We start from the raw sequence: 14,833 nt of genomic DNA, 5'->3' as shown, positions 1-14,833 counted from the left end.
CGTGACTGAAATGAGCTTGCCGAAGATCGCTATCGACCGCACCGTAGGCCACGCGGCGGAGTATGCCTCCGCTGCGGGCGACGGCGACGGCTTCGTTGCGCCCGGGTCCTTCGGGCGGCACACGCCTGCGCAGCCGTCCCGCCAGCACACCATGTACGACCAGCTCACCGGACTGCCCAACCGCATCATGCTCAAGCACGCCCTGTGCGCCGCGACGTCCGCCACTGCGGCGCAGCGCCCGGTGGGCCTGTGCCACCTGGACCTCGACGGTTTCACCGCGATCAACCAGACGCACGGCTACGACGCCGGGGACCGGCTGCTGCAGACGATCGCGCAGCGGCTGTCGGCCGTGCTGTGCGAGGGCTGCCTGGTCGCCCGTACCGGCAGTGACCAGTTCACCGTCCTGGTGTCGGCTTCGGCGCACGTCACCGACATCACCCGGGTCGCCGAGGCCATCCAGCAGGCGGTACGCCGGCCGCTGGAGCTGGGCGGGCAGCAGGTCAGCGTCACGGCGTGCATCGGCATGGCAACCCCGCCGCCGGCCGGTTCCGCCGTCGGCGATCTGCTCAGTGCCGCCGAGTCCGCGCTCCTGCTGGCCCGGGCCGCGGGCCACGACCAGCGCCGCCTGTTCGACCCCGACGAGCACGCCCACCGCCTGGCCCGCCACGAGATCGCCCGGCAGCTGCCGCTGGCCCTGCAACGCGGCGAGCTGTTCCTGGAGTACCAGCCGATCGTCGAGGCCGGCACCGGTGACCTGTACGGCGTCGAGGCGCTGGTGCGTTGGCGGCATCCGCGACGCGGCGTGCTCGGGCCGGCGGAGTTCGTCCCCGTCGCCGAACAGACCGGCCTGATCAACGAAGTGGGACGGTTCGTGCTGCGTACCGCCTGCGCACAGGCGCAGCAGTGGCAGGCCCGAAATCCCGGGCACCGGCTGGTGATGAGCGTCAACGTCGCACCGTCGCAGGCCGACGACCCGCAGTTCGCCGGTGACGTCGCCGACCTGCTGTCGCACTGCGGCATCGACCCGGAGCTGCTTCAGCTGGAGATCACCGAGAGCAGCATGCTGTCCACGTCCGGGCAGGTGACCGAGACCATCCGGACCCTGGCCGGTCTCGGGGTGCGGGTCGCGATCGACGACTTCGGCACCGGCTACGCGAACCTGGCCAACCTGCGCTCGCTGCCAGTGCACACCCTCAAGCTCGCGCGGCAGTTCGTCACCCCGTTCGCCGGCGACACCGGACGGGTCGACGCCGCGATGGTCGACACGATCGTGCGTCTGGCGCACGGGCTCGGCCTCGGCGTGATCGCCGAAGGCGTGGAGACGCCGGAGCAGGCCGACACCGTGCGTCGCCTGGGCTGCGACCTCATCCAAGGATTCCGGTACGGCAGGCCGCAGGCGCCACAAGCCGTCGACGCCCGCCTGCGAGCCGCGGCCACACCGGTCGTGAGCTGACCGCACCGCGTCGCAGCGAGCACTCGCGAGCAGGAAAGGGAAAGCGATGAAGATCGTCATTTTCGGTGGTACGGGCCGGATCGGCGCACGCCTGGCCCGGCTGCTGCGGCTCCGCGGCCACCACGTGGTGCCGGCCTCACCCAGCACCGGCGTCGACACCGTCGCCGGCAACGGCCTGGCCGACACGGTCAGCCGCGCCGACGTCGTCGTCGACGTCACCGACACGCCCTCGTTCGCGGCGCACGCGGCGATGGACTTCTTCCAGACCTCCACCCGCAACATGGTGTCCGCGGCGGTGGCGGCGAGGGTGCGCCATCACGTGGTGCTGTCGATCGTCGGCGCCGACCGCATGCCCGCCAGCGGCTACATGCGCGCCAAGGCCGCCCAGGAGAAGCTCGTCGAACACGGCCTGGTGCCCTACACCGTCGTGCGCGCCACCCAGACCTTCGAGTCCGTCGACGACACCACAGCCACCTGCGACGACCACCGTCCACTGCGCCTGTCACCGGTGCTCATGCAGCCGATGGCCGCGGAGGACGCCGCCGCCGTGCTCGCCGACGTCGCCGAGGCCGAGCCCTTCGGCGGGCGCGTCGACATCGCGGGGCCGGACCGGCTGCGCCAGGACGACCTCGTCCGTACGCTGCTGGCGGCGCGCCACGACAGCCGCGACGTCGTGACCGCCCCGGCCGCCTACTTCCACGGTGCCTCGGTGGACGACACGACGCTCGTGCCCGCCCGGCCGTGGCGCCTGGGCGGCACCGACCTCACGGGCTGGCTGGCCGGCCATGCGACGAATCAGCAGTCAGGGCCGCCGAGGTTGACGCCACTCGCGCCGCATGGACGTGGCTGACCCAACTGCCGGGACAGGGCATACAAATTCATCGCCGACTATCTATGCTTTGCTTAACCGCTTCATCGATGGAGGGAAGATGCGCAGAGTCAAGATGGCGATCGCGGCGACGGTCCTGGTCGGCGCCACCGTGTTCGTCGGGGCCACGCCCGCGCACGCGACACCCAGCCTTCGCGGCGTCGTCTACGACTACTCGGAGTGTGTCCGGATCGGCAACTACGGCATCCAGAACTACGGCTGGACCGGGCCGCTCCAGTGCGTCTGGTATCCCAGTGGCAGCACCTACCCCTCGGGCTACTGGTTCATCTACGCCTGATGCGCGCGCCACAGCCTGGCCCGTGAGGCACCCGGCCGCCGCCCGGACGGGCGGCGGCCGGGTGACCGGCCTACCTGACGCCGGCGGAGGTCAGCCGCTCGGCGACCTCGCCCGGCGCGGCGTCCGCCCCTGCGGCGACCTGCCCGGCGCGGCGGCTGCGGGCCGAGGGCAGGATCAGCGACGCGACGACTGCGAGTGCCGCGACGCCTGCGCACACCCAGAACCCGGAGGTGAACGCCTGGTCGGTGGGTAGGCCGCGGGGCGTGGTGTTGCCCGCGATCACGGCGGCGACCACGGCGGTGCCGATGCTGCCACCGATGGTGCGCACGATGCTGTTGACGCTGGTCGCCTCGCCGGTGTGGGTGGCGGGGACCGAGGCGATGATGGCGTTGGACATGGCCGCGAAAGCCAGGCCCATGCCGGCGCCGGTGAGCACGCCGGAGGCGACCAGGTGCCACAGCTGGTCGTGGACCACCGCGGGCAGCGCGTATGCCGCGGTGACCAGGGCGGCGCCGAGGAACAGCGGCAGCTTGGGACCGTGGCGGCGGTTCAGCACGCCGGACAGGGGGCCGAACACGAGCATCATCAGGGTGGTCGGCATCAGGAACAGGCCCGCCTGGGAGACGGTCTTGCCGAAGCCGTAACCGGTGGCGGTGGGCAGTTCGAGCAGCATCGGGATGAGCAGGAACGTGCCGAACATGGCGAACCCGAACGCCAGGCCGACCAGGTTCGTGGCCCACACGCCCCGCACCGCCAGCAGGCGCATGTTGATGAGCGGTTCGCGTACCCGCAGCTCGACCAGGACGAATGCGATGAGCGCGAGCACGCCGACGGCCAGCAGGGTGATGGTCCTGGTGGTGTCCCAGCCCCATTCGCGGCCCTTGCTGATGGCCAGCAGCAGTGACACCAGCGACACCGACAGGATGGCCGCGCCGAGCACGTCGAGCCGGCCCGGGGCGCGCAGCGGCGATTCCGGTACGCCGAACAGCACGCCGACCAGTGCGACGCCGATCAGCATGAGGGGGAACCAGAACAGCCACTGCCAGGACAGGTGTTCGACGATCGGGCCGGCCAGGACGATGCCGAGGCCTGCGCCGATGCCGAAGATGGCCGAGAGCAGGCCGACGGTGACGCTGACCTTCTCGCGCGGCAGCTCGTCGCGGACGATCCCGATGGACAGCGGCATGATCGCGCCGGCCGCGCCTTGCAGCGCCCGCGCCGCGATCAGCACGGGCAGGGTCGTGGCCAGCGCGGCGAGCAGCGTTCCCGCCGCGAGCAGGACCAGCACGACCAGCATCATCTTGCGTTTGCCGACCATGTCGCCGAGGCGGCCGAGGATCGGGGTCAGCACCGACGCCGACAGCAGGTAGGCCGTGAGTACCCAGCTGATGTCGCCGGTGGAGCTGTGCAGGTCCTGGGCGATGATCGGCAGGGCTGGGGCGACCAGTGACTGCAGCACCGCGAAGGCCAGGCCGCCCAGGGACAGGAAGAGGACCACCAGGGCGCTGTTGGCGTGGCGACCGCTGCGGGCGGCTGGTTCGGGTGCGGCCGCCGGGGTGTCGGCGGGGGTGCGGACGGGGCTGGGCCCGCCGACGGTCTTGACTACGTGTTCCATGGGATCCCACCGAAGTAAACAATTGATTACTTGGAAGCTAGCCGCGTCACGGAAGCCAAGTCAACAGTTGTTTACATCACATCGGGCAGCAGCTACCCTGGTCGCGAGGAGGCGGATGACCATGGGCACCGACAGCGACACCGGCCAGCGGCGCCGGGACGCGGCCAGGACACGCGGGCTGCTGCTGGAGGTGGCACGGCGCCGCTTCGCCCGCGACGGGTACGCCGCCACCACCGTCCGCGACATCGCCGACGAGGCAGGCGTCAACGTCGCCCTGATCAACCGCTACTTCGACTCCAAGGAGGGCCTGTTCGAGGCCTGCCTCGGATACGCCGTCGACGAACTGGCCCGCGCCGCGGGCGACGTGCCGCGCAGCGATGTGCCGACCGCCATCGCGCACCAGGTCGCCGGCACCACTGCCGAGGGCGGACCGAACCAGGTGCTGCTCCTGCTGCTGCGCTCCTCCGGCGACGAACGCACCGAGCAGATGCGGCTGGACGTCCTGCGCCGCTTCGCCGAGCGGCTCGCCGCCACCGCGGGCCGGCAGCCCGACCTGCCCGACCCCGACCAGCTCATGCTGCGTGCCCAGCTTGTCCTCGCCGCCGCCATCGGCACCACCCTGCTCCGCGCCTCCGGCCTGCAGCCCCTCACCCGCGCGACCGAACAGGACCTCATAGAACCGCTGCGCGACCTCGTCCACGGCGTGCTGCACAACGGACCACGCCGCCAGGACGACATCGAAGGCGACGGCCGCCCGTAGCGCCGGCGTCAGTCCTGCCGCAACAGGCGCCGTCCGCATTCGAGCAGCGACTGGCGGCGATCGCGGTCGTCCAGATGTGCCATCGCCGGGTCGCGGCTGGCTCCGGCCAGACCATTGATGAACATGACCAGGCCGATCCGGATCTGCGGATCCGGGTCGGATCCCAGAATCAGCGCGGTGGTGTCGTCCCACCACTGGCGCATGGACGCCTGCTCGCTGAGCAGCCGGGTGAGGTAGGGGTCCTGCATCAGCACGGCGAAGCCGGAGTGCTCGTACAGCGCGATCTCGATCAGCCCGCCGAGGACCTCGTCGACGCGCGCGATCCGGGTGCGATGCGCCTCGGCCCGGCGCGTCACGGCCGGCAGCGCGTCCAGCAGCGGCTTGAGCACGTCCAGGACGATCTCGTCCTTGGTCTTGTAGTGGTAGTAGAGCCCGGCCTTGGTGACCCCCGCCTCGTCGGCGATGCCCTGCAGCGAGGTCGCCTGGATACCGTCACGGGCGAACAGCTCAAGCGCGACGGCCAGTAGCTGGTCGCGGCCGGTACGTCGGCGGCGCGGCGCAGCACTCATCAGGGGATCGGCCTCCTCGGATCTCGGCTGACGGCCGCCGCTGGGCCTTGAGCTGCGAGTATGCGACGTCGACGGCCAGCCGACACGAGAATGTGGCATACACCTCTCAGCTAAGCAAATCTTAGCCGGTCGGCTTAGTCAGCTTCTATCGTTCCTGGTCAACCGGTCGGCGCACCCCCGCTGCCGCCCGCTGCAACGCGCGCAAGGAACTGATCATGGCAACGCTGCTCTACCGGCTGGGCCGGTTCTCCTTCCGCCGCCGCGGCCTGGTCACCGCCCTGTGGCTGGTGCTGCTCGCCGCCATGGGCTTCGGCGCGGCGACCCTGTCCGGGCCCACCAGCAACGCCTTCAGCATCCCCGGCACCGAGTCCTCGCAGGCCCTGTCCGTGCTGCGGGACAAGCTGGGCGTCGGCGCCGACGACGCGGCCGCCCAGGTCGTGTTCACCGCCCGCGACGACGCGCCGCTGACCGGCCCGGCCCAGCTGGCTGCGATCGGCGAGGCGGTGTCGGCGCTGCGGGCCGCGCCCCACGTCGTACAGGTCGGCGACCCGTTCCAGAGCCAGACCGTCTCCCGCGACCAGCGCACCGCGTTCGCCCCGGTGACCTACTCGGTGGCCCCCGGCGACCTGACCGACGCCGACCGGCAGGCCCTGTACGCCGCCGGACGCACCGCCGAGCAGGCCGGCATCGGGGTCGAGTTCGGCGGCACAGCGACCCAGCAGCAGTCCGAGGGCGGCGCCGCCGAAGCCATCGGCATCGCCGTCGCCGCGTTCATCCTGCTCATCACGTTCAGTTCGCTCGTCGCCGCCGGCCTTCCGCTGCTGACCGCGCTGCTGGGCGTCGGCTTCGGCATGGCCGGCATCCAGATCGCCACCGGCTTCTTCGACCTGTCGACCTCGACCTCCGCCCTGGCGACCATGCTCGGCCTGGCCGTGGCCATCGACTACGCCCTGTTCGTCGTCTCCCGGTTCCGCCACGAGCTCGCCGACGGCCACGACCCCGAACAGGCCGCCGGACGTGCCGTCGGCACCGCCGGGTCGGCGGTCGTGTTCGCCGGCCTCACCGTGATCATCGCCCTGGTCGCCCTGTCGGTGACCGGCATCCCGTTCCTCACCGCGATGGGCGTGGCCGCCGCGGGCACGGTGGCGATCGCCGTCGCGATCACCCTCAGCCTGGTGCCGGCGCTGCTCGGCTTCGCCGGAGCCAGGATCCTCACCAAGGACCACCGCAAGGGCATCGGCCTGCACCGCTCCCCCGACACGATGCCCATGGGCGGACGCTGGGCCCGCGGCGTGCTCCGCCACCGCGTCCCGGCCCTGCTCATCGCACTGGGCCTGGCGGGGGTCATGGCGATCCCGGCCCTCGACCTGAACCTCGCCCTGCCCGACGACAGCACCGCCGCCGCCGACTCGACCCAACGCCGCGCATACGACCAGCTCAGCGCCGGCTTCGGCGCAGGGTTCAACGGACCGCTGCTGCTGGTCGTCGAAGACAACCTCGGCGACGTCGGCACCGCCGCCGGACAAGCGCAGCAAGCCGTATCGAAGCTGCCCGACGTCGTCATCGTCACCCCACCGACGATCAACCCCGCCCGCGACACGGCCATGCTCACCGTCATCCCGCAGAGCGGACCCGGCACGAAAGCGACCAAGGACCTCGTCGCCGCGATCCGCGCCCACTCCCCCGCCATCGCCGCGTCCACCGGCGCGGACCTGTCCGTCACCGGTGCCACCGCCCTCAACATCGACGTGTCCGACAAACTCACCGCAGCCCTCGGCCCCTACCTCGCGATCGTCGTCGGACTGGCGTTCGTGCTGCTCATGCTCGTTTTCCGGAGCGTGCTGGTGCCCCTGAAGGCGACCCTCGGATTCCTCATCAGCGTCGCGGCCGCGTTCGGAGCCCTGGTGGCGGTGTTCCAATGGGGCTGGCTGGCCGACCTGTTCGGCGTCGAGTCCACCGGGCCGATCATCAGCGTCATGCCGATCTTCCTCATCGGCGTGCTGTTCGGCCTCGCCATGGACTACGAGGTCTTCCTCGTCACCCGCACCCGCGAGGAGTACGTCCACGGCGCCACCCCCGACGAGGCGATCGTCACCGGCACCCGCCACGGCGCCCGCGTCGTCACGGCCGCCGCCCTCATCATGATCTCGGTGTTCGCCGGGTTCATCCTCACCGACGACACCATCGTCAAATCGCTGGGCTTCGCCCTGGCCGTCGGCGTCGCCGTCGACGCGTTCCTGGTCCGCATGACGATCGTGCCCGCCGTCATGTCGCTGCTGGGCAAGGCCGCGTGGTGGCTGCCCGCCTGGCTCGACCGGCTCCTGCCGAACATCGACGTCGAAGGCGAGCAGCTCGCCCACCGCCTGGCCGGTGCACAGCCGGCCACGCAGGCACCGCCCCGCGAGCAGCTCCCGACCGTGCCGGCCGGGGAGCCCGCCGCCTGCTGCGGATGCGGTTGCCGGTGCGCCGCGAGCGCCGAGCCGGCGCCTGAGCGGGAACTGATCGGAGTGTGAACGCGCTCAAGCGGGTGAAGCCCGACCCGAGCGCGGGTCACGTCGCCGGTGTCGCCGTGCCATCCGAGAACACATGCTCCGTCACGGCCCCACCTCGCACCGGTAGCCCGCAGACGATCCCGCGACCAGCTCCGCGGTGACCTGTCCACCGTCGAAGCGCACGTCGAACTCGGCGCCGGGCCCGCCGCCGGGCGACGGGACCCGCACCCGGGTGCGCTGACCCTCCGCCGGGGCGTACAGCCGCAGCCGCACCCCGTCGGCCCACTCGTAGTCCGGCCGGTCGTCGCGCTCACCGAACGCGATCACCGCGCCGGGCCGCGCGAGCACGGGCACGCTGTCGAACTCGTGCTTCTCGGTCACCCAGGCCGGCCCGGTGAGCTGTGCACCGGTCACCAGGTGGGTCCAGGCGCCGGCCGGCACGTAGAACGTCACCTCGCCGTCGGCGCTCATCACCGGCGCCACCAGGACGTCGGGTCCGAGCATGTACTGCCGGTCCAGGTAGGCCGCGGTCGGGTCGTCGGGGAACTCCAGCACCATCGGGCGCATCATCGGCAGGCCCTCGCGGTGGGCCTGCTCGGCGACCGAGGCCAGGTACGGCATGAGGCTCAGCTTGAGCTTGGTGAAGTGCCGCAGCACGTCCACGGCCTCGCTGTCGAACGCCCACGGGACCCGGTACGAGCCGGACCCGTGCAGCCGCGAGTGCGACGACAGCAGCCCGAAGGCGATCCACCGCTTGAACACCGCGGCGTCCGGGGTGCCCTCGAAGCCGCCGATGTCGTGGCTCCAGTAGCCGAACCCGGACGCCGCCAGCGACAGCCCGCCGCGCAGCGACTCGGCCATCGCGGTGAACGTCGACTCGCAGTCGCCGCCCCAGTGCACCGGCAGCTGCTGGCCACCGGCGGTGGCCGACCGGGCGAAGAGCACTGCCTCGCCCTCGCCGCGCTCGGTTTCGAGCAGCTCGAAGACCGCCTTGTTGTACAGGTGGGCGTAGTAGTTGTGCATCCGCTGCGGGTCGGAGCCGTCGTGCCAGACCACGTCGGTCGGGATGCGCTCGCCGAAGTCGGTCTTGAAGCTGTCCACGCCCATGTCGAGCAGGGTCTTGAGCTTGCCGGTGTACCAGGCGAGCGCGTCGGGGTTGGTGAAGTCGACCAGCGCCATGCCGGCCTGCCACTTGTCCCACTGCCAGACCGAGCCGTCCGGCCGGCGGACCAGGTAGCCGTTGGCGCGGCCTTCCTCGAACAGGTAGGAGCGCTGCGCGATGTACGGGTTGATCCAGACGCACACCTTCAGGCCGCGCTCGTGCAGCCGGCGCAGCATGCCCTCCGGGTCGGGGAAGGTCGCCGGGTCCCAGATGAAGTCGACCCAGTGGAACTGCCGCATCCAGAAGCAGTCGAAGTGGAACACCGACAGGGGCAGGTCCCGCTCGGCCATCCCGTCGATGAACTCGGTGACGGTCTTCTCGTCGTACGACGTGGTGAACGACGTCGACAGCCAGAGCCCGTAGGACCAGGCGGGGACCTTGGCCGGGCGGCCGGTCAGCGCGGTGTAGCGGCGCAGCACGTCTTTGGGGGTGGGGCCGTCGACGAGGTAGTAGGTCAGGGTCTGGCCCTCGACGCTGAACTGGGCCTGCGACACCACCTCCGACCCGATCTCGAACGAGACGTGCTCCGGGTGGTCGACGAACACGCCGTAGCCGGCGCTGCTGAGGTAGAACGGGACGTTCTTGTACGCCTGCTCGCTGGCGGTGCCGCCGTCGGCGTTCCAGATGTCGACGGTCTGGCCGTTCTTGACGAACGCGCCGAACCGCTCCCCCAGCCCGTAGACGGTCTCGCCGACGCCGAGGCCGAGCCGGTCGTGCACGTGCGCGCGGCCCTCGGGGTCGGTGACCAGGCCGATGCTGCGCTCGGTCGACGAGGTGAGGACCCGGTCGCCGTGCAGGAAGTCGACCCGCCACCCGTCGACCAGCGCGACCCGGGCGGTCAGCGCACCGGTGGTGAGCGTGGCGGACAGGCCGGTGACGTCGACGGTGACCGGGTGGTCGTCGCCTGCGGCCAGCGCGAACCGGGGCGTCTTGGGCAGGCCGCCGAGGTGGTGGGCGATGGTGACGCCGACGACGCCGTCGGCGGGTGAGAAGAACCGCACCGTGACCATCGGCCGGTTGAGGGTGTCGCCGCGTTTGGCGATCTGGCCGGTGGGGGCGTAGACGGTGAACCCGCGCTCGTCGAGTTCGACCGACTCGACCGTGCCGGGGCGCAGCACGCTGACCCCGGGTCGCAGCTGCCAGTATCCGTCGGTGAACTTCACTTCTCGGCTCCTGCTGTGATGCCGCGCGAAAGGGTGCGCTGGAAGATGATGAAGAAGAGGACTGCCGGCACCAGGCTGATCAGCGCGCCCGCGTTGGTGGTCGGGGCGTCCATCAGCCGGTCGCCCTGCAACGAGGCCAGCGCGACCGGGATGGTCTGCGTGCTGTTGTCGATGAGCATGACCAGCGGGATCAGGAACTCGTTCCAGGTCCAGATGAAGAAGAAGATCAGCAGCACCGCGAGGGTCGGCCGCACGTTGGGGAACACGACCCGCCGCAGCACCGTCCACTTGCCCGCGCCGTCCAGCGCCGCGGCTTCGAGCACGGAGCGGGGGAAGGTGCCGAGGACGGAGGCGAGCAGGTAGGTGCCGAACGCGCTCTGGACGACCGTGAAGATGATGATCACCGAGAGCTGGGTGTTGTAGAGGCCGATCTGCTTGGCCGCGTAGTACAGCGGGTAGATCAGCGCCTCCTGCGGCATCATGTTGGCCAGCAGGAACAGCCCGACGATCCAGAGCCGTCCCTTGACCTTGCCGATGCCCAGCGCGTACGCGTTGAACAGCGACACCGCCACCGCGAGCACCGCGACCGAGCCGGAGATGAGCAGGGAGTTCCAGAACTTCAGCGGGAAGTCGACCTCGGTCCAGTAGGTCGTGAGTCCCTTGGTGTAGAACTCGCTCGGCCAGCTCAGCGGACCGGACGACGAGTAGTCGCCGGGCGACTTGAACGCGTTGAGCAGCATGAACACGAACGGCACCAGCATGGCCAGGGCGGCCAGGGTGACCAGGGCGAGCACGATCCAGCGGCTCGCGCCGCGGTGGTGGCGGTCGCCGACCTTGCGGCGCGGGGCCCGGTCCGTTACCAGCGTGACGGCCATGTCAGACCTCCCGGTTCTGGCGCTCGCCGCGGTACTGCAGCCAGATGAACAGCGCGGCCACCACGATGATGATCAGGGTGAGCACGGTGGAGATCGCGGAGCCGTAGCCGACCTGGAGCTTCTTGAAGAACGTGTAGTACGCGAAGTACGAGGGCACGTTGGTCGCGTTCTCGGGGCCGCCGCGGGTCAGCGCGAACACCGGACCGAACACCTTCAGCGCGGCGATGGTGCAGGTCAGGGCGACCACGAAGGTCTCCGGGCGGATCTGCGGCAGGGTGATGGACCGGAAGCGGTGCCACCAGTTGGCGCCGTCGACCTCGGCGGCCTCGTACAGTTCGGGGTCGACGCGCTGCAGCGCGGCCATGAACACCACGATCGGGTAGCCGATCTGCACCCAGATCATGACCGCCATGACGGTGGGCAGGGCGGTGTCCGGGTCGCCGAGCCAGTCGTGGCGCAGCGCGCCGAGCCCGATGACGTCGAGCAGGCTGTTGAACGCGCCGTCGGGGCGCAGGATCCAGCCCCACACGATGCCGGCGACCACGACGGGCAGCACCTGCGGCAGGTAGAACGCGGCGCGCAGGGCGGCGGCGGTCCGCGGCCGGAACCGGCGGCCGATGACGTCGAACAGCACCGCGGCCAGCAGCAGCCCGAGCAGTGTCGGCACGACGACCATCGCGACGATCATCGCGACGGTGTTCTTGAACGACGTCCAGAACACCTCGTCCTGGAACAGGCGCGTGTAGTTGTCGAAGCCGATGAAGGTCGGGTCGCCGACGCCGGACCACTTGGTCAGCGACAGGTACAGGGTGCCGCCCAGCGGAACGCCGATGACGAGCAGGAACAGAACCGCGCCGGGCAGCAGGTAGAGCCAGTATCCGACGCGGCCGTCTCGGGGCTTGCGCCGCGGCCGGGCGGATTCGGGGCGGGTGGCGGGCCGTCGCGGGACGGCCGGGGTCTCGGTGAGTGCCATGGGAGATCCTTCCCGGAGGGGTGCCGGGCGCACCGAGGCGCGCCCGGCCCTCGCCGTCTCACTTACCGGTGATCTCCTTGACGCCCTCGCCGTACGGCTTGGCGATCGTGTCGAGCACCTGGTCGGGCGTCTTCGAGCCGTTGATCAGGCTCTGGAACCCGGAGACCAGCACGTCGTAGTAGCCGGGGACCGGCCAGTCGGGGTAGAAGGCCAGGCCGTCCTGCTGGCTGATCGTGTTGAAGTTCTCGATCAGCTTCTGGTTCTTCGGGTCGGTGATCTGCGACGCGTCGGCGGCCACGGGGACACCGCCGTTGTTGCCGATCAGCGCCTGGATCTCCGGGCGCAGGGTGATGTCGATGAAGTCGTACGCCAGACCCTTGGCCTTGCTGGTGGTGGGCACGACCCACAGGTTGCCCGACGAGCCGGCGTGGAACTTGTTGCCCGGGAACAGGAACGAGTCCCAGTTGAACTTGATCTCGTTCTTGAAGCGGCCGTACCACCAGCTGCCGGAGACGATCATCGGGGCCTTGCCGGAGATGAACGCGGTGCCCATGTCCTCGGCCTTCAGGCTCGCCGACGTCTTGGCCACGTAGCCCTTGGCGACGAAGTCCGCGAAGGCCTGCGCGCCGGACTTCAGCGGGTCGGCCTTGAAGTCGACCGGGTTCTTGTAGAGCTGGTAGTCGTCGACGAACTTCCGGTCGGCCTTGGCGAGCGCCAGCTGGTAGAACAGCTGCCCGGCCGGGTACTCGGCGCCGGCCTCGGCCAGCGGCGTGACGCCCTTGGCGACGAACGCGTCCATCGCCTTGGTGAACTCGTCGTAGGTGGTCGGCACCGCGACGCCGTACTTGGTGAACAGGTCCTTGTTGTAGTAGACCATGACGTATTCGCCGTAGTTGGGCACGCCATACCAGTTGCCCTCGCCCATCACGCCCTTGTCGCTGTAACGGGCGGTGGTCTGCAGGCTGGGGCTGAGCTTCTTGTCCCAACCGCGCTTGGTGGTCTCCTCGGTCAGGTCGCTCAGCAGGCCCTGGGAGGACAGCAGGCCCGCGGTGGCGTTGCCCTTGTTGTACTCCATGATGTCCGGACCCTCGGACGAGTTGATGATCATGCCGGCGTTCTGCTGGATCTGCTCGAACGCCTTGCGCTCGAACTGGACCTCGACGCCCGGGTGCTCGTCCTTGAAGATCTGGATCGCCCTGTCCCAGGCGATCCCCATCGCGCTGTTCGCGCTCTCGTAGTGCCAGAGCTTCAGGGTCTTGGCGTCACCGCCGTCGCCGTCGCCGCCGTCGCCGTCGCCACCGCACGCGGCCAGCGTGCCGGCGGCCAGTGCCGCCGTCACGACAGCCACGCCCAGCTTGCGGAATCGCGTCATTGCTATCCTCCTGATGAGTATCCAGCCGGTACTTACAGACCCGTCGTCGCGTTGCAGCGCGGCGGCGGGTCGTTTTGGCCCGTCATCGCGTTGCAGCGCGGCGGCGGGCCGTTTTGGCCTGTCATCGCGTTGCAGCGCGAGGACGGGCCGTTGCCTGTCATCTGTCCGGCGGATCCGCGCCGGCCGGTTCGGCACCACCGCCGGCGCCGCCGACGGGTGGGGCAGCCGGGCCGGTCGATCCTCGGATCTCCAGGACGCACGGCAGCAGCTGCTGGTGGTTCTGTCCGGCCGCGCCCTCCAGCTGGCGCAGCAGCGCCTCCATCGCGATCCGGCCCAGCGCCGCGCCCGGCGAGGTCAGCGCGGTCAGCGCGGGATGAACCAGCTCGGCCACCTGCGGCGAGGTCACCATCGACACGACCGAGACGTCACCGGGCACAGCCCGACCCCGGACGGCCAGCTCGCCGAGTATGCCGAAGATCGCGCTCTCGTTCATGGCCAGCACGGCGGTGAGGTCAGGGACCTGCGCGACGGCGGCGCTCAGTGCCGCCCTGCCACCGGCGGCACTGTCCTCGGAAGCGATCATCACCGGCTCCAGCCGATGCCGCGCCATCGCCGCGACGAACGCGTCACGGGTACGCACCGCCGGACCGTAACCGGCCGCGATGGCGCTCGCCGAGTGGTTCACGTAGACGATCCGGCGGTGGCCGAGCCCGACCAGGTGGTCGACGGCCTCGTGCACGGTCTGCTCGAAGTCGATGTCGACGTATGACAGGCCAGTGGTGTCGCCGGTGCGGCCGATCAGCACCAGCGGCAGGCCGGCCTCCTGGAGCGCGGCGACGCGTCCGTCGTCGACCTGCACCTCCATCAGCACGACCCCGTCGAACATGCCCTGGGTCGCCAGCCGGCGCACGACGTCGGGGTCCGCCGCGCCGACCGGCGAGAGCACCAGGTGGTAGCCGGCGGCGCTGGCGGCGGCCGCCGCCCCGGTCACGAACGCGGTCTCGGTGGCGCCGAGCCCGCGCTCGTCCATGGGCATCAGCAGGCCGACGATCCGGCTGCGCCGGGAGGCCAGGCCGCGGGCCATCGCGTTGGGCTGGTAGCCGAGCTCGGCCATGGCCTCGAGCACCCTGGTCCGGGTGGCCTCGGAGATCGGGCGGGTGCCGGTGAGCACGTACGACACGGTGCTGACCGACACGCGGGCCCGGCGCGCGACGTCATGCATGGTGGCCATGC

Annotated in this window: 12 protein-coding genes; 5 read left to right on the top strand and 7 right to left on the bottom strand. The window is 70.4% G+C overall.

Features of this window, described 5'->3' with window-relative positions; translation table 11 throughout:
• Window positions 1–10 precede the first annotated feature (10 nt).
• From Cco03nite_RS28105 to Cco03nite_RS28095, 3 genes are all read left to right on the top strand, one after another.
• Window positions 11–1,453, top strand: a complete 1,443-nt coding sequence (locus Cco03nite_RS28105; RefSeq protein ID WP_203695368.1) for a putative bifunctional diguanylate cyclase/phosphodiesterase — start codon at window positions 11–13, stop codon at window positions 1,451–1,453.
• 46 nt (window positions 1,454–1,499) lie between these two features.
• Window positions 1,500–2,303, top strand: a complete 804-nt coding sequence (locus Cco03nite_RS28100) for an SDR family oxidoreductase (protein ID WP_203695366.1) — start codon at window positions 1,500–1,502, stop codon at window positions 2,301–2,303.
• Between the two features lie 79 nt (window positions 2,304–2,382).
• On the top strand, window positions 2,383–2,619 hold the full coding sequence (locus tag Cco03nite_RS28095; protein WP_203695364.1) for a hypothetical protein: 237 nt from the start codon (window positions 2,383–2,385) through the stop codon (window positions 2,617–2,619).
• A gap of 70 nt (window positions 2,620–2,689) precedes the next feature.
• Here Cco03nite_RS28095 and Cco03nite_RS28090 read toward each other — a convergent pair whose 3' ends face one another.
• Window positions 2,690–4,234 (bottom strand): MFS transporter, encoded by a 1,545-nt coding sequence (locus Cco03nite_RS28090; RefSeq protein ID WP_203695363.1) that lies wholly within the window; start codon window positions 4,232–4,234, stop codon window positions 2,690–2,692.
• A 115-nt stretch (window positions 4,235–4,349) separates the two neighbouring features.
• Between Cco03nite_RS28090 and Cco03nite_RS42940 the strand changes: the two genes are divergently transcribed.
• Window positions 4,350–4,994, top strand: a complete 645-nt coding sequence (locus Cco03nite_RS42940) for a TetR/AcrR family transcriptional regulator (RefSeq protein ID WP_275412081.1) — start codon at window positions 4,350–4,352, stop codon at window positions 4,992–4,994.
• Between the two features lie 8 nt (window positions 4,995–5,002).
• Here the strand turns inward: Cco03nite_RS42940 and Cco03nite_RS28080 are convergent, their stop codons facing one another.
• A complete protein-coding gene (locus tag Cco03nite_RS28080; RefSeq protein WP_203695361.1) occupies window positions 5,003–5,563 on the bottom strand; it encodes a TetR/AcrR family transcriptional regulator in 561 nt (186 codons plus the stop codon).
• A 215-nt stretch (window positions 5,564–5,778) separates the two neighbouring features.
• On the opposite strand from Cco03nite_RS28080, the gene Cco03nite_RS28075 reads away from it, so the two are divergent.
• Window positions 5,779–8,076, top strand: a complete 2,298-nt coding sequence (locus Cco03nite_RS28075; protein WP_203695359.1) for an MMPL family transporter — start codon at window positions 5,779–5,781, stop codon at window positions 8,074–8,076.
• Between the two features lie 81 nt (window positions 8,077–8,157).
• Here the strand turns inward: Cco03nite_RS28075 and yicI are convergent, their stop codons facing one another.
• The 5 genes from yicI to Cco03nite_RS28050 form a co-directional block, all read right to left on the bottom strand.
• On the bottom strand, window positions 8,158–10,380 hold the full coding sequence (yicI, locus tag Cco03nite_RS28070; protein ID WP_203695357.1) for an alpha-xylosidase: 2,223 nt from the start codon (window positions 10,378–10,380) through the stop codon (window positions 8,158–8,160).
• A complete protein-coding gene (locus tag Cco03nite_RS28065; RefSeq protein WP_203695355.1) occupies window positions 10,377–11,255 on the bottom strand; it encodes a carbohydrate ABC transporter permease in 879 nt (292 codons plus the stop codon). The genes yicI and Cco03nite_RS28065 overlap by 4 nt, the downstream gene beginning before the upstream one ends.
• Before the next feature lies 1 nt (window position 11,256).
• Entirely contained in the window at window positions 11,257–12,228 is a 972-nt protein-coding gene (locus Cco03nite_RS28060; RefSeq protein ID WP_203695353.1) for a carbohydrate ABC transporter permease, read from the bottom strand.
• A 58-nt stretch (window positions 12,229–12,286) separates the two neighbouring features.
• The gene (locus Cco03nite_RS28055; protein ID WP_203695351.1) at window positions 12,287–13,600 is read right to left on the bottom strand and encodes an ABC transporter substrate-binding protein; all 1,314 of its coding nucleotides are present in this window, start codon (window positions 13,598–13,600) and stop codon (window positions 12,287–12,289) included.
• A 157-nt stretch (window positions 13,601–13,757) separates the two neighbouring features.
• Entirely contained in the window at window positions 13,758–14,831 is a 1,074-nt protein-coding gene (locus Cco03nite_RS28050; protein WP_203695350.1) for a LacI family DNA-binding transcriptional regulator, read from the bottom strand.
• Window positions 14,832–14,833: the final 2 nt, after the last annotated feature.

It is taken from the genome of Catellatospora coxensis (assembly GCF_016862635.1).
In the GTDB taxonomy this organism is placed as follows: domain Bacteria; phylum Actinomycetota; class Actinomycetes; order Mycobacteriales; family Micromonosporaceae; genus Catellatospora; species Catellatospora coxensis.
The sequence above is the reverse complement of the archived record's forward strand: the minus strand, read 5'-3'. Positions and strand labels throughout refer to the sequence as shown.